At 66.2% G+C, this 20,631-nt stretch carries 20 protein-coding genes; 5 read left to right on the top strand and 15 right to left on the bottom strand.

Going from position 1 to position 20,631, the window contains the following annotated elements:
- Positions 1 to 43: 43 nt before the first annotated feature.
- Genes VG543_RS06870 through VG543_RS06860 form a run of 3 tightly spaced genes read right to left on the bottom strand, consistent with a single transcriptional unit; the run spans position 44 to position 2,449 of the window.
- Positions 44 to 691 (bottom strand): hypothetical protein, encoded by a 648-nt coding sequence (locus VG543_RS06870; protein WP_423178338.1) that lies wholly within the window; start codon positions 689 to 691, stop codon positions 44 to 46.
- Positions 691 to 1,869 (bottom strand): glutathionylspermidine synthase family protein, encoded by a 1,179-nt coding sequence (locus VG543_RS06865; RefSeq protein ID WP_329846225.1) that lies wholly within the window; start codon positions 1,867 to 1,869, stop codon positions 691 to 693. The genes VG543_RS06870 and VG543_RS06865 overlap by 1 nt, the downstream gene beginning before the upstream one ends.
- Positions 1,870 to 1,876: 7 nt before the next feature.
- Positions 1,877 to 2,449, bottom strand: a complete 573-nt coding sequence (locus VG543_RS06860; RefSeq protein ID WP_005420172.1) for a DUF1190 domain-containing protein — start codon at positions 2,447 to 2,449, stop codon at positions 1,877 to 1,879.
- Positions 2,450 to 2,906: 457 nt separating this feature from the next.
- Between VG543_RS06860 and ilvD the strand changes: the two genes are divergently transcribed.
- A complete protein-coding gene (ilvD, locus tag VG543_RS06855) occupies positions 2,907 to 4,745 on the top strand; it encodes a dihydroxy-acid dehydratase (protein WP_423178339.1) in 1,839 nt (612 codons plus the stop codon).
- 57 nt (positions 4,746 to 4,802) lie between these two features.
- On the opposite strand, the gene VG543_RS06850 is transcribed toward ilvD, so the two are convergent.
- Positions 4,803 to 5,171 carry a hypothetical protein gene (locus VG543_RS06850; protein WP_423178340.1) on the bottom strand — a complete coding sequence of 123 codons (369 nt, stop codon included), beginning with the start codon at positions 5,169 to 5,171 and terminating at the stop codon, positions 4,803 to 4,805.
- A gap of 429 nt (positions 5,172 to 5,600) precedes the next feature.
- Between VG543_RS06850 and VG543_RS06845 the strand changes: the two genes are divergently transcribed.
- Both VG543_RS06845 and VG543_RS06840 read left to right on the top strand, forming a co-directional pair.
- Complete coding sequence (locus VG543_RS06845; protein ID WP_154349834.1) at positions 5,601 to 6,494, top strand: hypothetical protein; 894 nt, start codon at positions 5,601 to 5,603, stop codon at positions 6,492 to 6,494.
- Positions 6,484 to 6,945, top strand: coding sequence for a hypothetical protein (locus VG543_RS06840; RefSeq protein WP_154349835.1), 462 nt, complete (start codon positions 6,484 to 6,486; stop codon positions 6,943 to 6,945). The genes VG543_RS06845 and VG543_RS06840 overlap by 11 nt, the downstream gene beginning before the upstream one ends.
- Before the next feature lie 58 nt (positions 6,946 to 7,003).
- Here the strand turns inward: VG543_RS06840 and dinG are convergent, their stop codons facing one another.
- The 3 genes from dinG to aroE all read right to left on the bottom strand — a co-directional run bounded on the left by dinG (position 7,004) and on the right by aroE (position 10,464).
- Positions 7,004 to 9,079: an ATP-dependent DNA helicase DinG gene (gene dinG / locus VG543_RS06835; protein WP_181451854.1), complete on the bottom strand. Its 2,076-nt coding sequence runs from the start codon at positions 9,077 to 9,079 to the stop codon at positions 7,004 to 7,006.
- Between the two features lie 182 nt (positions 9,080 to 9,261).
- A complete protein-coding gene (locus VG543_RS06830) occupies positions 9,262 to 9,615 on the bottom strand; it encodes a hypothetical protein (RefSeq protein ID WP_134730918.1) in 354 nt (117 codons plus the stop codon).
- A gap of 3 nt (positions 9,616 to 9,618) precedes the next feature.
- A complete protein-coding gene (gene aroE, locus VG543_RS06825) occupies positions 9,619 to 10,464 on the bottom strand; it encodes a shikimate dehydrogenase (RefSeq protein WP_019661661.1) in 846 nt (281 codons plus the stop codon).
- 48 nt (positions 10,465 to 10,512) lie between these two features.
- Between aroE and VG543_RS06820 the strand changes: the two genes are divergently transcribed.
- Positions 10,513 to 11,376 (top strand): hypothetical protein, encoded by an 864-nt coding sequence (locus VG543_RS06820; protein ID WP_423178353.1) that lies wholly within the window; start codon positions 10,513 to 10,515, stop codon positions 11,374 to 11,376.
- Between the two features lie 120 nt (positions 11,377 to 11,496).
- Here the strand turns inward: VG543_RS06820 and VG543_RS06815 are convergent, their stop codons facing one another.
- The 4 genes from VG543_RS06815 to VG543_RS06800 form a co-directional block, all read right to left on the bottom strand.
- On the bottom strand, positions 11,497 to 11,766 hold the full coding sequence (locus tag VG543_RS06815; protein WP_019661663.1) for a hypothetical protein: 270 nt from the start codon (positions 11,764 to 11,766) through the stop codon (positions 11,497 to 11,499).
- 30 nt (positions 11,767 to 11,796) lie between these two features.
- Positions 11,797 to 12,786 carry a porphobilinogen synthase gene (hemB, locus tag VG543_RS06810; RefSeq protein WP_006400669.1) on the bottom strand — a complete coding sequence of 330 codons (990 nt, stop codon included), beginning with the start codon at positions 12,784 to 12,786 and terminating at the stop codon, positions 11,797 to 11,799.
- 19 nt (positions 12,787 to 12,805) lie between these two features.
- On the bottom strand, positions 12,806 to 13,723 hold the full coding sequence (locus VG543_RS06805; protein WP_019661664.1) for a bestrophin family protein: 918 nt from the start codon (positions 13,721 to 13,723) through the stop codon (positions 12,806 to 12,808).
- A gap of 122 nt (positions 13,724 to 13,845) precedes the next feature.
- Positions 13,846 to 14,094 carry a hypothetical protein gene (locus tag VG543_RS06800; RefSeq protein ID WP_006475755.1) on the bottom strand — a complete coding sequence of 83 codons (249 nt, stop codon included), beginning with the start codon at positions 14,092 to 14,094 and terminating at the stop codon, positions 13,846 to 13,848.
- Positions 14,095 to 14,278: 184 nt separating this feature from the next.
- On the opposite strand from VG543_RS06800, the gene VG543_RS06795 reads away from it, so the two are divergent.
- Positions 14,279 to 14,737, top strand: a complete 459-nt coding sequence (locus VG543_RS06795) for a hypothetical protein (protein WP_010482223.1) — start codon at positions 14,279 to 14,281, stop codon at positions 14,735 to 14,737.
- Between the two features lie 105 nt (positions 14,738 to 14,842).
- Here VG543_RS06795 and VG543_RS06790 read toward each other — a convergent pair whose 3' ends face one another.
- The 4 genes from VG543_RS06790 to VG543_RS06775 form a co-directional block, all read right to left on the bottom strand.
- Positions 14,843 to 16,642: a DUF885 domain-containing protein gene (locus VG543_RS06790; RefSeq protein ID WP_423178341.1), complete on the bottom strand. Its 1,800-nt coding sequence runs from the start codon at positions 16,640 to 16,642 to the stop codon at positions 14,843 to 14,845.
- A 236-nt stretch (positions 16,643 to 16,878) separates the two neighbouring features.
- Positions 16,879 to 17,394, bottom strand: a complete 516-nt coding sequence (locus tag VG543_RS06785) for a cytochrome c oxidase assembly factor Coa1 family protein (RefSeq protein WP_019661666.1) — start codon at positions 17,392 to 17,394, stop codon at positions 16,879 to 16,881.
- A gap of 25 nt (positions 17,395 to 17,419) precedes the next feature.
- Positions 17,420 to 19,645, bottom strand: a complete 2,226-nt coding sequence (locus tag VG543_RS06780; RefSeq protein ID WP_111103938.1) for a S9 family peptidase — start codon at positions 19,643 to 19,645, stop codon at positions 17,420 to 17,422.
- Positions 19,646 to 19,831: 186 nt separating this feature from the next.
- Complete coding sequence (locus VG543_RS06775; protein ID WP_019661668.1) at positions 19,832 to 20,521, bottom strand: glutathione binding-like protein; 690 nt, start codon at positions 20,519 to 20,521, stop codon at positions 19,832 to 19,834.
- Positions 20,522 to 20,631 lie beyond the last annotated feature (110 nt).

Genomic DNA, 20,631 nt, shown 5'->3' with positions numbered 1-20,631 from the left:
GCGCCGAGCCCTTGCTCGGCTGTCGGCCAGCGGCCGGCACTACCTACCCCTGCAGCAAGCGCCGCTGCAACCGCTCCACCGCACGCTGCAGCAGCGCCCGGTTGCGGGCCAGCTTCATCCACTGCGGCAGGCGCGAGAACATGGATCGGTGATGGCCGCGGCTTTCGCGCAACGTCGCGCCCGCGTATTCGTGCAGTGCCTGCAGATGTTCAGCGTTATAGGCCCAGAGCAGGCCCGCGCGGGTCGGTTCGACCAGGCGCAGCGGCAATCCGAAGTGCGGATCGGCAGGCTCGGCGTCACGCAACGGACGCACCGCGACCGAAACATCGGTACTGCGATCACATTGCGCACATTGAGCAGCGAAGCACGCCGGTGCAGGCACTCCCGCGGGAGCCCGGCGACGCACATGCAGCCACTGATACCCACAGAATCCACAAGGTTGGCGGCCCAGCATGTAGACCGCACCGACCCAGTCACCACTATCCAACGCAGAACTGCAGCCGGTGCAGCGGAAACGCGCGGTCCATCGATAGGGTTCCCAGCGGGCGATCACCCAACCGGGGGCATCGCAGCGGTGGCAACGCACCGCGACGCGGTCCGCGAAGGCCTGCAGGCTGCGCCCGTCATCGAAATGCCGGCCCGGCGCGGGCGTGGCACGTCCATGCCGGCCAGGCCAACGCCGCACCGTCATCAGACGTAGATCCGCGTCGGCGCCTCGTCGACGATCGCGTGCGGCACGAACCGCGCACTGTCGCGGGTGATCGCGCTGTCGTCCTCGCGGATGCCGATGCCGCAGGCGTGGTCACCGATCACCCAGCTGCCGATCAGCGGGTAGCCGCCTTCGAAGCGGGTCAGCGGATGTGCGCGCTGGATGATCGCCGGGCCATCGTAGGGACCGTCGCTGCGCTGGGTGCTGCCATCGGCCAGGTGCATCTCGATGTTCGCGCCTTCGCGCGAGAACAGCGGCTTGCGCACCCAGCCCGAGGCCAGTGCACTGCCGTCATCGAAGTGCGCTTCCAGCAGATTCGGATGGCCCACGTTGCGTTGCCACAACAGCGGCAGGATGCCCTTGTTGCTCAATACTGCCTTCCAGGCCGGTTCCAGCAGCTGCACGCCCGAGCCGGGCAGCGCGCGGCCGAATTCCTCGGCCATCAGGTCTTCCAGCGGATACAGCTTGAACAGCGTACCGATCACCGAATCATCCAGCGCGGTGAAGCGGCCGTCCTCGGACAGACCGATGTCCTCGACGGCGATGGCCTGGCCATGCAGGCCGGCCTGCGAAGCGCAGTCGCGCAGGTAATCGACGGTGCCACGGTCTTCTTCGGAACTGCCCACCGCGCTGAAATACAGCGGCGGCGGCAGCTGTGAAGCCAGTTCGCCGAAACGCTCGACCAGCGCCTCGTGGATCGCATTGAACTGGTCGGCGTGCTGCGGCAGGCGACCGGCGTTGCGCTGGTCTTCCAGCCACTGCCACTGGAAGAAGCTGGCCTCGAACAGCGAGGTCGGCGTGTCGTAGTTCAGTTCGTACAGCTTGGCCGGGCCGGTACCGTCGTAGGCCAGGTCCAGGCGCCCGTACAGGTGTGGCTGGCGCTGGCGCCAGCTGTCGGCGATCCAGTCGCGGTAGTGCGACGGAATCGCCAGCTGGTCCATCAACCGTTCACTGGCGATGACATCGCCCACCAGGTCCAGCGCCATCTGGTGCAGCTCGGCGCTGGGGTCTTCGATGTCCTGTTCGATCTGGCGCAGGGTGAACGCGTAGTACGCGCTTTCATCCCAGTAGGGCTGGCCATCGATGGTATGGAAACGGAAACCCGCTTCCTCCGCGCGTGCCCGCCACTGGGCACGCTCGGCAATCCGGATGCGCTGCATGGGTCGATCAGCCGCCGTAGCTGCCGCTGGTGCTGCGGCGTGCGCTGGTGTTGCCGAAGCCACCACGGCTGGCAGTGACCGCACGGTTCGGTTCGCTGGTGACCGGTGCCAGACCGGCCTTGCCGGCGCCGATGCCGCTGGCGGTGTTCAGGCCACCGGTGCCGCCCGGTGCCGGGCGCGCCCAGCCAGCGTTCTTGTCCTGGTATGCCGGTGCCGACGCCGGCGCCTGCGGGGCGAGGCCGCCGCGGTTGCTCAGCATCTGCGACATGAAGAAGCCCATCATCATCGGGCCGATGAACGAGGTGCCGGCCGAGGTGTGCTGCTGCACGCACTGCTCCGGCTTGTAATCCTTCTCGCAGGCTTCCTTGCTGGCGTACTTCGGCGCCGCATCGGCGGCCTGCTTCTGCGCTTCGGCAAAGGCATTGCGGCACGACGACGGATCACCGGTGGCCTCGGTGCAGGCCTCGACCGAGGTGTACAGGCCTTCCTGCACCTTCACCTCCGGCTCCTTCTGGCAGGCGGTGAACAGCAGCGGCGCAGCGCTCATCAGCAGCAGCGCGGTGGTGCGGGAACGTTTCATGGCCTCATGCCCTGTCGACGGATCAATGCCCCAATGATGCCAAATCCGGGCCAGCAACCGGAATCGGCAAAGTGGGAAAGATGAACGGAATTTCATTTTCGTCGTTCCAATCAGGAATCGGGGGTCAGAGCCCGTCGCGCAGCAACGGGATCCGACCCCGTCAGATCGCAGGAAACTGTCGAAGGCGGGGTGGGTCCGGTTGCGGGGGCGTGAGCGCCATGGATGGCGCGACCGAGGCTACATGGACGTACTTGCGCCGTCCCCCGCAGCCGGACCCACCCCGCCATCCCACGGATAGCCCAGCTGTTGCTGTTGAGGTTGCCGGCCAGCGGCCGGCACTACCCCGGGTGCAGGGCGCAGCCCTGCTGCTCTCTCCCCGGTGGTTGCAGCAGCAACCGAAAAAATTGGCCATGATCGGCTGCCCCCCACGTCGTACGGCCCGCCCGTTCCGCCAGCCATGCCCGAGTACCGTTCCCGCACCTCCACCGCCGGCCGCAACATGGCCGGCGCCCGCGCCCTGTGGCGTGCCACCGGCATGAAAGACGGCGACTTCCACAAGCCGATCATCGCCATCGCCAACTCCTTCACCCAGTTCGTGCCCGGCCACGTGCACCTGAAGGATCTTGGCCAGCTGGTCGCGCATCAGATCGAACAGGTCGGCGGTGTCGCCAAGGAATTCAACACCATCGCCGTGGACGACGGCATCGCGATGGGCCACGACGGCATGCTGTACTCGCTGCCCAGCCGCGAGATCATCGCCGACGCCGTGGAGTACATGGTCAACGCGCACTGCGCCGACGCGCTGGTGTGCATCAGCAACTGTGACAAGATCACCCCTGGCATGCTGATGGCCGCGCTGCGCCTGAACATCCCGGTGGTGTTCGTCTCCGGCGGGCCGATGGAAGCGGGCAAGACCAGGCTGTCCGAGCACAAGCTGGACCTGGTCGACGCGATGGTGGTGGCCGCCGATGACAGCGCCTCCGACGAGAAGGTGGCCGCGTTCGAGCGCAGCGCCTGTCCCACCTGCGGCTCCTGCTCGGGCATGTTCACCGCCAACTCGATGAACTGCCTGACCGAAGCGCTGGGCCTGTCGCTGCCCGGCAACGGCACTACGCTGGCCACCCATGCCGACCGCGAGGCGCTGTTCCGCCGCGCTGGCCGGCTGATCGTCGAGCTCTGCCATCGCTGGTACGGCGGCGAAGACCCGAGCGCGCTGCCGCGCGGGATCGCCACCCAGGCCGCGTTCGCCAACGCGATGACCCTGGACATCGCCATGGGCGGCTCCACCAACACCATCCTGCACCTGCTGGCCGCAGCGCAGGAAGCGGAGGTTGACTTCGACCTGACCCACATCGACGCGCTGTCGCGACGCGTCCCGCAGCTGTGCAAGGTGGCGCCGAACACACCGAAGTACCACATCGAGGACGTGCACCGCGCCGGCGGCGTGTTCGGCATCCTCGGTGAGCTGGATCGCGCCGGCCTGCTCGATGCCACGGTGCCCACCGTGCACAGCGCCAGCCTGGCCGACGCACTGGAACGCTGGGACGTGGTGCGCAGTGACAACGACACCCTGCACACCTTCTTCAAGGCCGGCCCAGCCGGCATTCCCACCCAGGAGGCCTTCAGCCAGGCCACGCGCTGGCCGACGCTGGACCTGGACCGCGCCGGGGGCTGCATCCGTTCGCTGCAACATGCGTATTCGCTGGAGGGCGGCCTCGCGGTGCTGCGCGGCAACCTGGCTGTCGATGGCTGCGTGGTGAAAACCGCCGGCGTGGACGAATCGATCCATGTGTTCGAAGGCCCCGCGCGTGTCTATGAAAGCCAGGACGCCGCCGTGGCCGGCATCCTCGCGGACGAAGTGCAACCCGGCGAGGTGGTGGTGATCCGCTACGAAGGGCCGAAGGGTGGCCCGGGCATGCAGGAGATGCTGTACCCGACCAGCTACCTGAAATCGAAGGGACTGGGCAAGCAGTGTGCGCTGCTCACCGACGGCCGCTTCTCCGGCGGCACCTCGGGCCTGTCGATCGGCCACGTCTCGCCGGAAGCGGCCAGTGGCGGTGTCATCGGTCTGGTGGAGAACGGCGACCGCATCCGCATCGACATCCCGGCCCGCCGCATCGATCTGCTGCTGGATGAGGCCACGCTGGCCCAGCGCCGCGCCGACGCTGATGCACGCGGCTGGAAACCGCGTGCGCCGCGCCCGCGCAAGGTCACCAGCGCGTTGAAGGCCTACGCCCTGCTCGCCACCAGCGCCGACAAAGGCGCGGTGCGCAACACCGCGCTGCTCGGCGATTGAATTGCCGTGGGGTCGGATCCCTTCCGCAGGAAGGGCTCTGACTCCGACAGCGCGCATCTAGCGGCGGCCCTGCACCCGCTCAGTCGCCATCACGGTCAATGCAAAGACCGCCATCTGCAGCCCCTCCATCGACCGCTCTCCCGGCCCCTCGCGCGACGCGCCGTTCTGACGGGCACGCTCGCCAGCCGGCGCCATCTCGGCCACGGTGCGCAAGCCGACCAGCGCGCAGTCCGCATCGGCTAGTTCGATGCCGCGCCCGATCGACAGATTGCGCTCGGGCCATGGCCGACCGTCGACACCTGCACCGGCACCAATGCGGTGCAGCATGGCGATGAAGCTATTGGGATCGGGTACATGGTCATCCTCGTCATCGGTGTTGGCAGGATCGTGTTGCGTGTTCAAACCAGGGAGCTTCGTTGCGCTCATGGCAGTGCTCCGTGCAGGAAGACAGCAGCGCCACCGATAGAGGTGGCGGACGATGCAGATTCTTTGCGGCGCAATGCTTTCGGCAGGTGTTAAGTCGTCGGCCAATTGCACATAGAAGAGCACGGTATGCGGTCACTTTTCGGTTCAATGGCGACATACGCACTCTAAAAGTTGAAACGGGAACTGGCCAATTGCGTCACGACGCTAGAGTGCACCACTGTGGAGGCACAGGGTCTTGTGTCGCATCAAACTTCGTCCTTATGAGCAGTCAATATTTTGACTTTCATGGACCCTTGACCCAGCGCAATGATTAACGATACTTCGGAGTGCAATGACGCAACCAACCCGCGCTAAAAACAACCCCGCAAGCAGGAGCCGCCTTTGGCAAGGAAATTTTCTTTTGACCTTTACAGACTCAACTTGGTCGACATGGATGATCTTTTCATGGTCGGCCGCACGGCGGTAATAAGGTCCGACGAAGGCATCGTGGAATTGCTAGAAGCTGCATGCGCACCAGAGCATGACGTAACGCAAGAAACTAAGAGTGCTGAGTTCAAATGGAGTATCCGCTACTTCTCGGAATATCAAGTTCCCGAAAGAAGGCGACACCTATGTTCAGTTTTACTCGCCAGGAGCGTTATTAGTAAAGACGGCCTGATTGTCATGGATGATGGCATCGCCACTGGAACGTCATCCTCGTTCCCTCCACTTGCTTCGACGATGAGCATATTTTTCGACCTCAGTCGCCATCTCGTCGCTGTAGAGCACACCGGCGATCTCGCTCCAACGGCGTGGAAAGACTTCATCGAGAAAATATTGCAGCGAGCTGCAATCTCTATTGGGAAATCGACTGGAGTGTCACTGGAGCCAGTTCCGGAGGAGAACGGCATATTGGGTCTATTCCGCTCCTTCGATGTACTTACCCGACTTAAAGTTACACTAAGAATTCCAAACCCAGAGCTGACAAGATATACCAAGATGATATATGAAGAGCTCGTCGATGGAGACATCAGGGAATACACACAAGACATGAAGAACAGCCGAGGGATTTCTAAGTCAGAAACATCCAGGCCGTTTGCAACCGCAGTCCTGGCCGCGCAGGGCTATAAGAGCGGCGAAGTTCAGATGGAAGGAATTCGCGATGGCTCTTTTGACAAAGTACTTTCCGGGTCAAATGCAGCAAGAGGATCAATTCCAATGTTGCGAGAATTCGTTCGCGGCATGCATGCAACAGCAAAGACAAAAGAGGCAAAGGCGACATTAATTGCGATTATTGCAGAAATAGACAAAATTCACCCCAAGGACCAACCAAATGAAACGTAAAATTACGCTTGCATGGTCCTACGCTGTCGAAGTTATCCTTAGCTTACTAACACTAACTTTTGGAGCAATCACCCTCGGCTGGGAATCCATCCAGAAATTGACAATTCAGTTATCCTCAAACTTTACAACATTGTTTCTCATCGTAATGCTGGCAGCTGCAATCACTGCAACCTGCACACTTTACGGGAAGTCGGAAACAAAATTTCTTGTATGGATGGAGAGGAGGAGGATTCTAAGACCATATATTCACGCAATGAGCTACGCCACTCTAGTTTTCGCGACATCAACCGTAGCATCAGTTCTCATTAGCAAATTCAACCACGCCGCCCTGGTGACCGCGACAGCTTTCCTCTTCATCCTGAGCATTATAAATACGTACACAATGCTCTCGAATTTCCATGGATTATTTAAGTTGAACATGACGTTCAATTCGATTGACAAAAGCCTCTGAACATCTCCCACAATTTGCGCGGAAACTCAGGAAACCATCAGCTGGCAGAACCCGCGGGTCAGCCGATCACGCGCTTGAACGGCGGCAGCGCGTCGATGATGCGCTTGCCGTAGCGGCGGGTCAGCAGCCGCGAATCGAGGATGATCACGCGGCCGGTGTCGGTGGAGGTGCGGATCAGGCGGCCGGCGAACTGGGTCAGCGTGCGCAGCGCGTGCGGAATGGCGATCAGGTTGAAGGCATTCAGCCCACGCCCTTCGAACCACTCGCTGAGGGTGGCGGTCTGCGGGTCGGTCGGCACCGCGAACGGCACCTGGGTGATCACTACCGTGGTGCAGGCTTCGCCGGGCAGGTCGAGGCCTTCACCGAACGAGTTCAGTCCGAACAGCACCGAACCCTCGCCTGCGGCCACGCGGCGCAGGTGCTCGTCGATCAGCCGGGTCTTGGACATCTCGCCCTGCACCAGCACCTGCTTGCGGCGCGCGGCCGACATCAGCCCCACCACCTTCTCCATCTTCCAGCGCGAGGTGAACAGCACCATCGAACCCTTGGCCCAGTCCAGCTCGGTGTCCAGGTAGCGCGCCACTTCGCGGGGATGGCCTTCGCGATCGTCGGGGGTGACCGGAAACTTCGGCACGATCAGCTCGGCCTGGTTGGGCAGGTCGAACGGCGACGACAGCGAGACCATCTCGGCCTCTTCCGGAATGCCGTTGTCGATCGCCAGCGACTGGAAATCGCCACCGCCGGTCAGCGTCGCCGAGGTCATCACCACCGAGTCCACTTCATCCCACAGCAGCTTGCGCAGCACGTGCGCGGCCGACACCGGCGAGCCGTGCAGCACCAGGTCGCCGTCGCGGGTGGCGGTGACCCAGCGCGCCATCGGCGGCGCGCCGTCCTTGTCCTCGCGGCGCCACGCCTGCCACAGGTTGTACTGCTGCTCGATCATCTCCAGCGCCATGCCCAGATTGCGCTGCAGGCGCTCGCGTGCGGCATCGTCCGGCTTGCCCTTGGCCACCTGCGCGGTGGCGGCATGCGCCCAGTTGTAGAGACTGCGGGTATCGTCGGCCAGCGCCTCGATCGGCTCACGCCAGGCCTCGGGCAGGCGCCCGTTGGCCGCGCGCCACATTGGTTCCTCGTCGGCCGGCGCCGGCATCCACACCCGCTCGATGTGGTCACGGAACGCGCGCAGCTGCTTGGCCACGTTGCTGGCGACCTCGATGGCTTCGTTAGGCAGCAGGTTGCCGAGCCGGTCCTTGTCGACTGCGCGGTAGGCACCGGCAATCAGGATCTGCAGGCGGCCGGTGCGCTTGGCCATTTCATCCAGCGCCAGGCTGGCCGCACCCTGGTCGATGGCCACGTTGCCGATGTGATGGCCTTCGTCCAGCACCAGCAGCATGTCCGACGGCGGCGCGATCAGTGGCTGGCCATTGTCGCTGTCACCGATCGACAGCGCCGACAGCAGCAGCGCGTGGTTGGTGACCACGATCTGCGCATCGCGCACGGTATTGCGCGAGCGCAGCACCGCGCACTGCGCCGAATACGCACAACGGCGCCCGGCGCAGCCCGAAGCCGGCGTGGTGATGCGGCTGCGCAGGCCGGGGCTGATGGTCTCCGGCGCATTGTCGATATCGCCGTCCCAGCTGCCGCCGGTGAAGGCGTCGGTCAGGCGCTTGGCGATGTCCATCTCGATCGGCGCCAGCGGCCGGTCGAACAGCGGCGCGTCATCCTCGAACATGCCGCCCTGCGAGCCCTCGCCCTGCGCCTCGGCGGCATTGCGCGTGCACAGGTAGCGGGTACGGCCCTTGGCCAGCGCCACGGTCGCCTCCAGGCCGGTGGCCTTGAGGAAGTTGGGAATGTCGCGCTCGACCAGCTGCGACTGCAGCGCCACGGTGCCGGTGCTGATCACCAGCTTCTTCCTGGTGGCCAGCGCGATCGGCACGCCTGCGGTGAGGTAGCCCAGGCTCTTGCCGACGCCGGTGGGCGCCTCGACCACGCCGACGCCGCCACTTTTCGACAGCGCACGCGACACCACGCCGATCATCTGGCTCTGCGATCGGCGGGTGGAGAAGCCGGGGGTATTGGCCTGCAGCGTGGTGTACGCCTTGCGGATCGCGTCCTTCAAGGCGTCATCGAGCATGCGCGGAGCGGCGACGGTTTCGGTCACGCCGGGAACTACCGTAGCTGGATCAGGCCGGTCATTGTCGCATGGCCGGCCACGACCGCCGCCGCTGCCTGCCTGAACAAGCCAGCGACGACACCCGGCGGCCGGATGAACACGCCGGACGCTGCTGGGGACAGACCAGGGCCGTCACCGGGAGGTCACTGCACCACGTTGCCACGCAGCCGCAGCAGGCGCACCAGCGCCCACACCAGCAGCACCACGCCGATGGCCTCAACCATTGCCAGCGCGAAGTGCAGCACGCCGAGGATGGTGCCGATGCCCGACACGGCGCCGAAGTTGCCGCTGCTGACCAGCCACATCGGCAGGATGCCCGCTGCCAGGCCGCCGAGACTGGACAGCAGCAACAGCAGCAGGCCGGCCAGGGCGCCGGTGCGGGTGGCATCGCGCGGCGCGCCGACCACCCAGACCAGGCCGATGCACAGCGCGATCAGCACCGGCAGGCGCACGCCCACCATGCTCAGCACGGTCACCAGCAGGGTTGTGCCGTCCATCGATCAGTCCTCGCCGGCCAGCACGGCCGAGCCCTGGCGCAGCGACTGGTAGACCTCATCGGTCTGCGGGCGCACGCCATGCCACTGCAGGAAGCTCTCGGCGGCCTGTTCGACCAGCATGCCCAGCCCATCCACGGTATTGCGACAGTTGGACGCGCGTGCCCAGGCCAGGAAGGCGATGGCAGCCTCGCCGTAGTTGAGGTCGACGGCGGTGGTCATCGAGTTGACCAGCGACAGCGGCAGCTTGAACTCGACGTCGCGGTCGCGGCCGGCCGAGGTGGCATTGACGATCAGCTCGAAGTCACCCAGGTCACGCAGGTCTTCCCAGTAGCGGCTGATCGCGCGGCCCGGTTCGCCCATCGCGTCGATCAGTTCATCGGCGCGTTCCGGTGTGCGGTTGACCACCACCAGCTCGGTGATGCCGGCATCGAGCAGCGCCGGCGCGACGCTGCGCGCGGAACCGCCGGCGCCGATCAGCAGCACGCGGCGGCCACGCAGGTCCAGGCCATGGCGGTCGGTCAGGTCACGCACCAGGCCGATGCCATCGGTGGTATCGCCGTGCCAGCGGTCGCCCTTGCGCAGCAGCGTGTTGACCGAGCCGGCGCGGCGCGCGCGCGCGGTCAGGGTGGTGCACACCGAGAACGCGGCTTCCTTGTGCGGCGAGGTGACGTTTGCACCGACACCGCCTTCGGCGGCGAAGGCTTCCAGGCCGGCCAGGAACGCATCAGGGGCCAGGTCGATTGCACGGTAGTCGATGCTGATGCCTTCCTGGCGACCGAACGTCGCGTGGATCTGCGGCGACTTCGAGTGGGCAACGGGGTGTCCGAAGACGGCGTAACGGTCGGTCATGGAATCCTCAAGCTGGCTAGACTGATGCTCTTTCGTGCATGGACCCGGATGATGCGCATCACCCCGCCCCTGCTGGTGCTTGCCGCCAGTCTACTCTCTGCCCCCGTGGCGATGGCGTTGAACGAGTACGGCATCGAAGGCATGGGCGTGGTCTCCACCCGTGCCGACGAGGGCCGCGCCACGATCAGTCCCGATGGCCAGCGCATCGTCTTTGCCCGCCGCGGTGAGGCTGGCTGGGGCCTGTGGGAGGCGCGCGTGGTCGGCGGCCGCTGGCAGCAGGCGCAGGCCCTGCCGGTAGGCGTGGCCGGTGAGGTCCGTGATCCCTACTTCAGCCGTGACGGCCGCTGGCTGCTGTTCGCGGCCGGCCGCGAGGGCAGGCTGGCGCTGTACCGCGCCGCACTCTCCGCCGATGGCCAGCTGGGCAAGGCGCAGCCTTTGGCGGGCGACGGTGACCGCCGCGAAGAGCGCGGACCAGCCCTGAGCGTGGATGGCAAGCGGCTGTTGTTCGCCCGCCAGCAGGGGCGTGGTGCCGGCTGGGACCTGCTCGTGGCGACGCTGGACGCGCAGGGCGTGCGTGGCCCGGCAACCGCACTGACCGCCTTGAACAGCGGCGACGACGAGACCGACGGCGACTGGCTGGGCAACGACGGCGCGGTGGTGTTCAGCCGCGGCAGCGGCACGACCGCACAGGTGTGGAGCAGCGGCTGCGCGTGGAGTGGCGCGGCCCTGCAGCCGTTGGGACTGTCGTTCAACCAGACCGGCGGCTGGACCGGCGCGCCGGTGATCGACAACGCCAAGCCAGGCGAGATGCTGGTCGCCAGCAGCGCGGCGAAGGCGCCGCGCGCCGGTGGCGTGGACGTGTACCGCTTGGCGGTGCCGAAGATGGCGGCGGTGGCCGGGTGCGCGCGGTAGATCCACGCCATGCGTGGATAGCCGTTTGGTAGATGCCAACCTTGGTTGGCATACGTGAAAGCGCCAACCAAGGTTGGCGACTACCAGTAGATCCACGCCATGCGTGGATGAAACGCCCCGTCAGCGAGACAACACCTTGGCGCGCTGCTGCTCGTACTCCAGCTCACTCAGCTGGCCGTTGTCCTTGCGCTGGTTCAACGCGGCCAGCTCGGCCTGCACGCTGTCCGGCAGCGCCTGCTCTCGGGCCACGTGGCGGGCAGCGGAGAGCTGCTCCGGCGGGCGCTTGCCGGCCCGCCAGGCGGCGATGAAGACACCGACGATGATGGCGCCGAACACCAGTGTTCCGGTGCCCCAGATCAGCCATTGCATCCATCCCAGTTCGGGTGCCATCGCAGTCCTCCGTCTATCGTGTCGCTATTGTCAGCGCTCGCGCAGCCATCGCGCCACCTGCGGCGCGAAATAGGTCAGTACGCCGTCGGCGCCGGCCCGCTTGAAGCCCAGCAGCGACTCCAGCACGCAGGCGCGTTCGTCCAGCCAGCCGTTGGCGAAGGCGGCCTTCATCATCGCGTACTCGCCACTCACCTGATAGGCGAAGGTCGGCACACCGAATGTCTCCTTCACCCGGCGCACCAGGTCCAGGTACGGCATGCCCGGCTTGACCATCACCATGTCGGCGCCCTCTTCCAGGTCCAGCGCGATCTCGCGCAGGGCCTCGTCGCCGTTGGCCGGGTCCATCTGGTAGGTCTTCTTGTCGGCCTTGCCGAGGCTGGCCGCGCTACCCACCGCATCACGGAACGGGCCGTAGAACGCCGAGGCGTACTTGGCCGAGTAGGCCATGATGCGCACGTTGATGTGGTTGTCGGCATCCAGCGCACGGCGGATCGCGCCGATGCGGCCGTCCATCATGTCCGACGGCGAGACGATGTCGACCCCGGCTTCGGCGTGCGACACCGACTGCTTGACCAGCGCTTCCACGGTGATGTCGTTCAGCACGTAGCCCTTGTCATCGATGATGCCGTCCTGGCCGTGGGTGGTGTACGGGTCCAGCGCCACGTCGGTCATCACGCCCAGCTCCGGGAAGCGCGACTTCAGCGCGCGGATCGCACGCTGGGCCAGGCCGTCCTCGGCCCAGGCGGCCGATGCGTCCAGCGACTTCAGCGACGGGTCGATCACCGGGAACAGGTCGATCACCGGGATGCCCAGCTCCAGCGCCTCTTCGGCAACCTTCAGCAGTTCTTCGATCGACAGCCGCTCCACGCCCGGCATCGACGGCACTGCGGTGCGGCCGGCCAGTTCGTGCACGAACACCGGGTAGATCAGGTCGTCGGTGGTCAGCGTGTTCTCGCGCATCAGGCGGCGCGAGAACTCGTCGTGGCGCATGCGGCGCGGGCGGTACAGCGGGTGGGACATGGCAGGCTCCGAGGAGTGGCTATTGCAACAGGTAGCCCTGCGGCAGCAGGGGTTCGGGCAACGGGCGTTCGCCGAGCGCATCGAGCTGGTCGATCTCGATCGTGCGCACCAGCGCGTCCAGCGGCAGATCGTTCGGCTCAAGGCCGAAGGGGTCTTCCATTTCTTCGCCCAGCTGGTCCAGGCCGAAGAAGGCATAAGCCAGCACCGCCGACAGCACCGGCGTGCCCCAGCCCAGCGAACTGGCCAGGCCGAACGGCAGCAGCACGCAGAACATCCACGCGCAGCGGTGCAGCAGCAGGGTGTAGGCGAACGGCAGCGGCGTGGTGAGGATGCGCTCGCAGCCGGCCTGGATCGACGACATCGCGTGCAGGCGCTCTTCCAGCTGGGTGTAGAGGATCGGATCGAGCTCACCGCTGCGCAGCGCCTGGGCCAGTTCGGCGGCGATCATCGCCAGCAGCGCGTCGGGCACGTTCTCGCGCTGGCCCAGCTGTTCGCGCTGGCGTTTGTCCAGCCACGGCAGGGCCATCAGCGCCACGATGCGCCCACGCAGGCGCCCGGCCAGGGCGTGGGCGAACGCGGTGGTGACGTAGGCGATGCGGCGACGGCGGCCGGTGTCATCGGCCAGCAGCAGGTTCACCTGGCGGGCCAGCGAACGCGATTCGTAGACCAGCTGGCCCCACAGCTTGCGGCCTTCCCACCAGCGCTCGTAGCAGGCGCTGTTGCGGAAGCTGAGGAAGATCGACAGCACCAAGCCGAGCAGCGTGAACGGCGTGACCGACACGCGTTCGATGCCGGTCGGCGGCGCCAGTTCCACCACCGCAGCCACGGCGATGGACAGGATCAGGATGGCCAGCACCTTGGGCGCGATCGCTTTGACGATCGAACCGCGCAGGATGTACAGCAGTTGCCAGCCGTGGGGACGGGGTCGGATGATCATGGGGCAGCCGCGCCGGGCGCGGATTCACAGGCACGCGGGGGGCTCGCGCAGCCATTCATTGTACGCCCCCGCCCGGCCATCGGCCGTGCGCCTGCGACGCCCTGTCGCACCCGGGCGCAGGCTCAGATGACGCCACCACCCAGGCCGAGGCGGAGGATGCCCACCACCACCACGATGCCGTTCAGGACCAGGCCGGCCCAGGCCCGGCCACGCTTGCTCGGGTGGGTGAACAGGATGCCCAGCGCGGCGATGACCGCGCCCACCGCAGCGAACGGGATAAGGAACCAGTTGCCCCAGCCGAGCAGTGGAATCAGCGCCAGGATCATCCACAACAGCGCCAGTACGCCCCACAACAGACTGATCACGCCCATGCCACTCTCCCGCAGTTGGTTCCTGCCCCAACCATAGACGTTCCCGCTGCCGTCGCCTACTGCCGTTGGCGGGGCTGTCACCCCCGGCGTGCTAGCGTGCTGCCGTGCGTGCCCTGGCCCGGGTGTTGGCGCCGATTCAGAGTGGCCCGCCGATGATCGCAACCAGTCCTACAGGGGTCGTGCCATGAACATCCGTTGGGCCGCGTTGGCGGCCATCCTGCTGGTCGCCGCCGGCTGTGCCAGCACCTCCAAGGTGATGCTGGGCCGCGCCCGCGCACCCATCGATCCGGCACTGGTGCAGATCTATTCGACGCCTCCGGCCGGTTCCCAGGAAATCGCCCAGCTGGAATCGGCGTCCGCCGTCGGCTTCGGCACACAGGGCCAGACCGATGCAGCTGTGGCACGCCTGAAGCGTGAGGCCGCCGCGCTGGGCGCCAATGGCGTGGTGCTGATGGGCGTGGGCAGCAGTGGCTCGCCGGTGGGCATGTCGGTGGGCGCCGGCACGTTCGGCTCGCATGTGGGTGGCGGCGTCGGCATCGGTATTCCGACCACGCAGAAGCGCGCCGCCGGCGTCGCGATCTGGGTGCCGAATCCGGCACCGCCGGCGCGATTGCCGACACAGGTGATTACCCCGCAGCGGTGAGGCGGCAGCGTCACCGCGGGTAGTGCCGGCCGCTGGCCGGCAACCTCAGGAGTCCTTCCTGCGCCAGGGACAATGCCGGCCAGCGGCCGGCACTACCCGTAATGCTCAGCGCTTGTACTTCGGCACGAACGTCTTGTTCACCGCATCAGCCAGCTGGTCCGGCGGCAGCAGGCCCTGGTCGAGCAGGAAGTTGTTGAACGCAAGGCGGTCGAACTTCGCACCCAGTGCCAGCTCGGTCTGCATGCGCAGTTCCAGGATGCGGGTGTAGCCGTAGAAGTAGCTGCCGGCCTGGCCCGGCATGCGCACCATGTAGCGATCCAGTTCCTGGGTGGCCATTGCCTTGGACAGGCCGACCTGCTCCATCAGCACGCGCTCGCCGTTGGCGCGGTCGGTCAGGCCCAGGTTGAGCATCGGGTCCAGCATCGCGCGCGCGGCGCGCAGCAGGCGGAACTGCAGGGCGATCATCTGACCGTCCAGCGGTTCGTAGGGCACCATCTCGGCCTCGGCATACAGTGCCCAGCCTTCCACGTTCACCGAATTGAACGCGAACATGGTGCGTGCCAACGACACGCCACGCTCGACCATCGCGGTGAACTGGAGCTCGTGGCCGGGGCGGCCTTCATGCGCGCTCAGCGTCCATGCTGCCGCACCGAAGTTGAAGTCGTCGTACTGCGCGCCCGGGCCCGCTGCCGGGTTGCCCAGCGGCAGCACGAAGGTGCCCTGCTGCCCGGTGTTGTTGACCAGCGGCGCCGGCAGGAAATGCGGCGCGGGACTGGCCGCGCTCTCGGCGGCCGAACCCAGGCGCATCTGCATGGCGCGCTGGGGCACGTCGACGATGGCATGCTCGCGGATCAGCGGATCGATCGCGTCGATCACCTTGCGGTAGTGGCCTTCCAGATGGTCGTCGGCGATCTTGTCGGCCTTCAGCGCGCGGATCACCGCCACCGGGTCGCTCAGGTCGGCCACCTTCAGGTCCTTGTCCTTCACCACCAGCGGCGCCAGCTGCTGCATCGCCGAGCGGGTTTCCATGAACTCCAGCTGCGCGCGCTGCATCAGCAGCTTCGGGTCGATGTCGATGCCGACCTGCTTGAGCTGGTAGGCGTACAGCGGCGCCGGCAGGCGCGCATCGGTGCGTGCCTTCGGCAGCACTTCCTTGCGGGTCCAGGCGGCGTAGTCCTTCATCTGCCCGGCCAGGGCCTTCATTGCTTCATCGGTGCCGGCGATCTGGTACTTCTTCAGCAGCGACTCGATACCGGTGATGTAGGTCTCGACGTTGTCCAGCGACTGCTGCACTTCGATCCTGGTCGGCTGCAGCAGGCTGCTGTCCTTCAGGCGCTCTTCGTAGCGCTGGCGGGCCAGCGTGGTGAAGGCGGTGCCGCCCGGCTGCAGGCCGGCATAGGCCTTGAGGCGGTCGATCGCCTTGGCCCGGCGCTCGGCCGGCACCTGGTCGGACAGCAGCAGGTTGAGGCCGCTGAACACGGTCTGCGGCGCATCACTCCACGGCAGCAGGTATTTCTCGTTGAGCTCGCTGCCTTCGATGTTCTGGCTGGCGGCGTGGATCATGATCTCCAGGTCCTGGCGGACGTTGGGATCCTTCTCGGTGGCCAGCTTTGCCTTGAGTTCATCGCGGGCTTTGGCCATCGCGGCGCGATAGCGCTTGCCGTTGTCCGGGCCAAGGTCTGCGACCTTGTCGTCGTAGCCGGGAACGCCGAAGAAGCCGGTTTCCTCCGGCTGGAACGGGCCTTGTGCATCAAGCAGGATCTGCGCCAGTGCATTGCTGCGGGCAACCCAGGCCGGGCTGGCCGGGGTAGCGGCCTTGGCGGCGGGTGCGGCCAGCGCCGGTGGCGCAGACAGCAGCGGTGCGGCAGTCAGGGCCAGGGCAACGGCGAACGCAATCGGCTTCATGGTGCACTCCAGGACGGGGTTGCCCGCACCCTACGCGCTCACGGCGATGGCGACAATCGGCGGGAAGTCATGGCGGCTGGTTGTGCAGCCGGGGCTCCGCGGAAGCCTGCCGGCGTAGAGTCGACTGTCAGTCGACTATCGCGCGCAGCGCGGGGGTTTCGCTATCTGACCGAAGAGCAGTCGACTGACAGTCGACTCTACCCGGTCGACGTCCCGCAGTCGCCTACCCGGGGAGGTCACAACGCGGCGGTCAGCGGGCATTCGCCGCGATCACGGCAGGCCTGCAGCTCGCACTCCTGCGCAGCCTCATCATCATCCAGCGCCGTCAGGTCGAAGGTCTGCTTGTCTTCGGCCAGCACGTACATCACCGGGTAGTCCCAGACATCGTCACGACGGATGCCCTGCACGAACAACCGCCCGCGTGCCTGCGGCCCTTCCAGCGCAACGGTCAGGCCAACGTCGCGCTGGCCGTTGATGGCGGTCTGCATGCTGCCCAGCGGCATCGATTCGATATGCAGCGGCTCGCCGAAGGCTTCCACCAGTTCGATGCTGCAGCCCGCGCGGCGCAACGCTTCGCGCATCGGTGGACTTTCGCGTGCCGCCTCGCTCCAGCGCAACAGGCTCCAGGTCACCACGCCACCGGCGCCACCCAGCACCAGCACCACCGTCAGCGGCATCGCCCAGCGCCAGTGGCGGCGCCACCATCCGGTGGACGTCTGGCGATGGGCGGGAATCGGCGGTGGCAGGGTCATCGGCGGGCTCCTTCCCGGTTGCGGATCAGGGTTTCAGGCAGCGTCCCAGGAAGGCTTCGGCCACGCGGTAGCGATGCAGGGCATCGGCGCCCGACAGGCCATGCTTGGCACCCGGGTAGGTCATCAGCTCGAACGGCTGTGCACGCTTCTGCAGCGCGCTCATCAGGCTGGTCGAATTGGTGAACAGCACGTTGTCGTCGGCCATGCCGTGGATCAGCAGCAGCGGCGAGCGCAGGCCGTCGATATGGGTCAGCACGCGCGCTTCGCGATAACCGGCTTCATTGCGTGCCGGCAGATCCATGTAGCGTTCGGTGTAGTGGCTGTCGTACAGGCCCCAGTCGGTCACCGGCGCACCGGCCACGCCGCAGGCGTACTGGTTCGAGGCCTTGGCCAGCAGCATCAGGGTCATGTAACCGCCGTTGGACCAGCCCTGCACGCCAATGCGCGCCGGGTCCACCCACGGCTGCTGCTTGAGCCAGGCCACGCCGCGCAGCTGGTCGGTCACTTCCACCGTGCCCTGCTTCCCGTACAGCGCACCACCGAAGTCGCGGCCACGGCGCGGGGTGCCGCGGTTGTCCAGCGAGAACACCACGTAGCCCTGCTGGGCCAGGTACTGGTTGAACAGGTGATCACCGCGGCCGGGCCAGCTGTCGGTGACGGTCTGGCTGGCCGGGCCGCCATAGACATACACCGCCACCGGGTAGCGCTTGGACGGATCAAACCCGGCCGGCTTGATCAGGCTGTAGTTCAGTGGGGTCTTGCCATCGGCGGCGGTCAGCGTGCCGAACTCGACCGGGCGCTGCGCGTCGCGGTAGCGCGCATACGGGTGCCTGGGATCGGCCAGGTCGTTCTCCACCAGCGTAGCGATCTTCTCGCCATTGGCGCGGAACAGCTCGATCTGCGGCGGCGTGGTGCTGTTGGACCAGCTGTCGACATAGACGCTGGCATTGCGGGCGAACGTGGCGCTGTGCATGCCCGGTGCCTTGGACAGGCGCTGGGGCTCGCCGCCCTGCAGCGATACCGCGTAGATCTGGCTTTCGCGCGAGGTTTCGATGCCGGCGCGGAAGTAGGCCTTGCCGGCCTTCTCATCAACCGCCAGCAGTTCGTCCACCGGCCAGTTGCCGTGGGTCAGCGCGGTGGTCTTGCCCTTGCTGTCGATGCGGTACAGGTGCTGGAAGCCGGTACGCTCGGACGACCACAGCACGCTGCCGTCTTCCAGGAAGCGCAGGCTGTTATGCAGCGGCACCCAGGTCGGGCTGGTCTCGTGGGCGAGCACGCGCTGGCGGTTGGAGTCGAGCGCCACTTCCACCAGGTCCAGCTGCTTCTGGTCACGCGACTGGCGCTGGAAACTCAGGTGCTGCGGATCGCGCCAATCGACGCGGGCCAGGTAGATATCCTGTTCCCTGCCGAGGTCGACCCAGCGCGGCTGCGCATCGGCGGCCGGTGCGATCACGCCCAGCTGCACGCGCACGTTGGCGTCGCCGGCGGCCGGGTAACGCTGCTCGATCACGTCGGTGCGGTCGGCATAGACCTCGTAGCGCTTCTGTACCGGCACCGGCGATTCATCGATGCGGGCAAAGGCAATGGCCGAATCATCCGGCGCCCACCAGTAGCCGGTGTGGCGATCCATCTCCTCATCGGCGACGAACTCGGCCACGCCGTTGCCGATGGTGGTGCTGCCGTCGTGGGTCAGCTGCAGCTGCTTGCCATTGGCCAGGTCGATCACCCACAGGTTGCGGCCGCGGATGAAGCTGACGAAACCGCCCTTGGGCGACAGCTTGGCGTCGGTGGCGAAACCTTCACCGTGGGTCAGCTGGCGCACGGCCGCCTGGCCCTGCTGCTTGAGGTCGTACAGGTAGAGTTCGCCGCCCAGCGGGAACAGCAGGCGCTGCGCGTCCGGCGACCACTGGTAATCAACGATGCCGGTCATCGCGGCGATGCGCTGGCGCTCGCGGCGTGCCTTTTCCTCGTCGCTGAGGGTCTCGGTGCCGGGCAGCACCACCTTGGAATCAACAAGCAGCCGGGTCTGGCCGCTACCGATGTCGTAGGTCCACAGGTCCAGCTGGTTTCGGTCGCTGTCCTTGCCGCGCAGGAAGCTGACCTGCGATCCGTCCGGTGCCACCTTGGGCTTCATCAAGGTCGGGCCGGACAGCGGCAGCGGACCGGTGATGGCTTCCAGGGTCAGCTTTTCAGCGTGGGCAGCGGTTGTGGTGGCAAGCATGAGGGCGAGCGAAGCGAACAGGTGGCGCATGGAGGGTCCCGGCAAACGGCAGGTCCGCCCCCGCGATGGACGCGGAGCGGTCGTCCCCCATCCTAACCAAGCCCGTGCGGGAAGGCAGCATGACCTTCTGCCCATAGCAGTGCGGACGAGTGCCGACCAAGGGTCGGCACCCACCACCCGTAGATCCACGTCACGCGTGAATGACGCCGTCCTGGTTCAACGCTGGCCGAACAGGTGCTTGCGCTCTTCGTCGCTGAGCGGCTTGCCGGCGTTGGGGTTCACCTGCTGGCGCAGGGCATAGGCGCGCTGGGTGGCCGGGCGTGCGGCAATCGCTTCATGCCAGCGCTTGAGGTTCGGGAACGCGGCGAAGTCCACCGGCAGCGTGTCGTAGGCGCCGACCCACGGGTAGCTGGCCATGTCGGCGATGGTGTACTCATCGCCGGCCAGGAAGGCGTGCTGGGCCAGGCGCTTGTCCATCACCCCGTGCAGGCGGCGCACCTCGTTGTCGTAGCGCTCGATGGCATAGGGAATCTTCTCCGGCGCGTACACGTTGAAGTGGCCCATCTGGCCACTCATCGGGCCCAGGCCCGCCATCTGCCAGAACAGCCATTCCAGGGTGGTCACGCGGCCACGCGCGTCGCTGGGCAGGAAGCGGCCGGTCTTCTCGGCCAGGTACAGCAGGATCGCGCCGGACTCGAACACACTCTGGGGAGCACCGCCATCGGCCGGGGCATGGTCGACGATGGCCGGCATCTTGTTGTTCGGCGAGATGGCCAGGAATTCCGGCTTGAACTGGTCGCCCGAACCGATGTTGACCGGGTGGATGCGGTACTCCAGGCCGGCTTCCTCCAACAGCAGGGTCACTTTGTGGCCGTTCGGGGTGGGCCAGTAATACAGGTCGATCATGGCGGCGGCTCGGGGTGCGGAAAGGAACCTGAAGTCTAGTGCGTGAGTTGGGTTGGCACCGTCATGGCGGGCCGGTAACCTCGCGGCTCCCCCGAAACGCACTGTCCTGC

The sequence above is a fragment of the Stenotrophomonas sp. CASM101 genome, from assembly GCF_049384845.1.
Taxonomy (GTDB): Bacteria; Pseudomonadota; Gammaproteobacteria; order Xanthomonadales; family Xanthomonadaceae; genus Stenotrophomonas; species Stenotrophomonas hibiscicola.
Note: the sequence above shows the minus strand (reverse complement) of the source record. Positions and strands in the feature narration are given on the sequence as shown.

Coding starts and splice junctions, on each gene's coding strand:
- VG543_RS06870 (WP_423178338.1), bottom strand. CDS start 691: ATGACGGTGCGGCGTTGGCCTGGCCGGCATGGACGTGCCACGCCCGCG.
- VG543_RS06865 (WP_329846225.1), bottom strand. CDS start 1,869: ATGCAGCGCATCCGGATTGCCGAGCGTGCCCAGTGGCGGGCACGCGCG.
- VG543_RS06860 (WP_005420172.1), bottom strand. CDS start 2,449: ATGAAACGTTCCCGCACCACCGCGCTGCTGCTGATGAGCGCTGCGCCG.
- ilvD (WP_423178339.1), top strand. CDS start 2,907: ATGCCCGAGTACCGTTCCCGCACCTCCACCGCCGGCCGCAACATGGCC.
- VG543_RS06850 (WP_423178340.1), bottom strand. CDS start 5,171: ATGAGCGCAACGAAGCTCCCTGGTTTGAACACGCAACACGATCCTGCC.
- VG543_RS06845 (WP_154349834.1), top strand. CDS start 5,601: ATGGATGATCTTTTCATGGTCGGCCGCACGGCGGTAATAAGGTCCGAC.
- VG543_RS06840 (WP_154349835.1), top strand. CDS start 6,484: ATGAAACGTAAAATTACGCTTGCATGGTCCTACGCTGTCGAAGTTATC.
- dinG (WP_181451854.1), bottom strand. CDS start 9,079: ATGCTCGATGACGCCTTGAAGGACGCGATCCGCAAGGCGTACACCACG.
- VG543_RS06830 (WP_134730918.1), bottom strand. CDS start 9,615: ATGGACGGCACAACCCTGCTGGTGACCGTGCTGAGCATGGTGGGCGTG.
- aroE (WP_019661661.1), bottom strand. CDS start 10,464: ATGACCGACCGTTACGCCGTCTTCGGACACCCCGTTGCCCACTCGAAG.
- VG543_RS06820 (WP_423178353.1), top strand. CDS start 10,513: ATGATGCGCATCACCCCGCCCCTGCTGGTGCTTGCCGCCAGTCTACTC.
- VG543_RS06815 (WP_019661663.1), bottom strand. CDS start 11,766: ATGGCACCCGAACTGGGATGGATGCAATGGCTGATCTGGGGCACCGGA.
- hemB (WP_006400669.1), bottom strand. CDS start 12,786: ATGTCCCACCCGCTGTACCGCCCGCGCCGCATGCGCCACGACGAGTTC.
- VG543_RS06805 (WP_019661664.1), bottom strand. CDS start 13,723: ATGATCATCCGACCCCGTCCCCACGGCTGGCAACTGCTGTACATCCTG.
- VG543_RS06800 (WP_006475755.1), bottom strand. CDS start 14,094: ATGGGCGTGATCAGTCTGTTGTGGGGCGTACTGGCGCTGTTGTGGATG.
- VG543_RS06795 (WP_010482223.1), top strand. CDS start 14,279: ATGAACATCCGTTGGGCCGCGTTGGCGGCCATCCTGCTGGTCGCCGCC.
- VG543_RS06790 (WP_423178341.1), bottom strand. CDS start 16,642: ATGAAGCCGATTGCGTTCGCCGTTGCCCTGGCCCTGACTGCCGCACCG.
- VG543_RS06785 (WP_019661666.1), bottom strand. CDS start 17,394: ATGACCCTGCCACCGCCGATTCCCGCCCATCGCCAGACGTCCACCGGA.
- VG543_RS06780 (WP_111103938.1), bottom strand. CDS start 19,645: ATGCGCCACCTGTTCGCTTCGCTCGCCCTCATGCTTGCCACCACAACC.
- VG543_RS06775 (WP_019661668.1), bottom strand. CDS start 20,521: ATGATCGACCTGTATTACTGGCCCACCCCGAACGGCCACAAAGTGACC.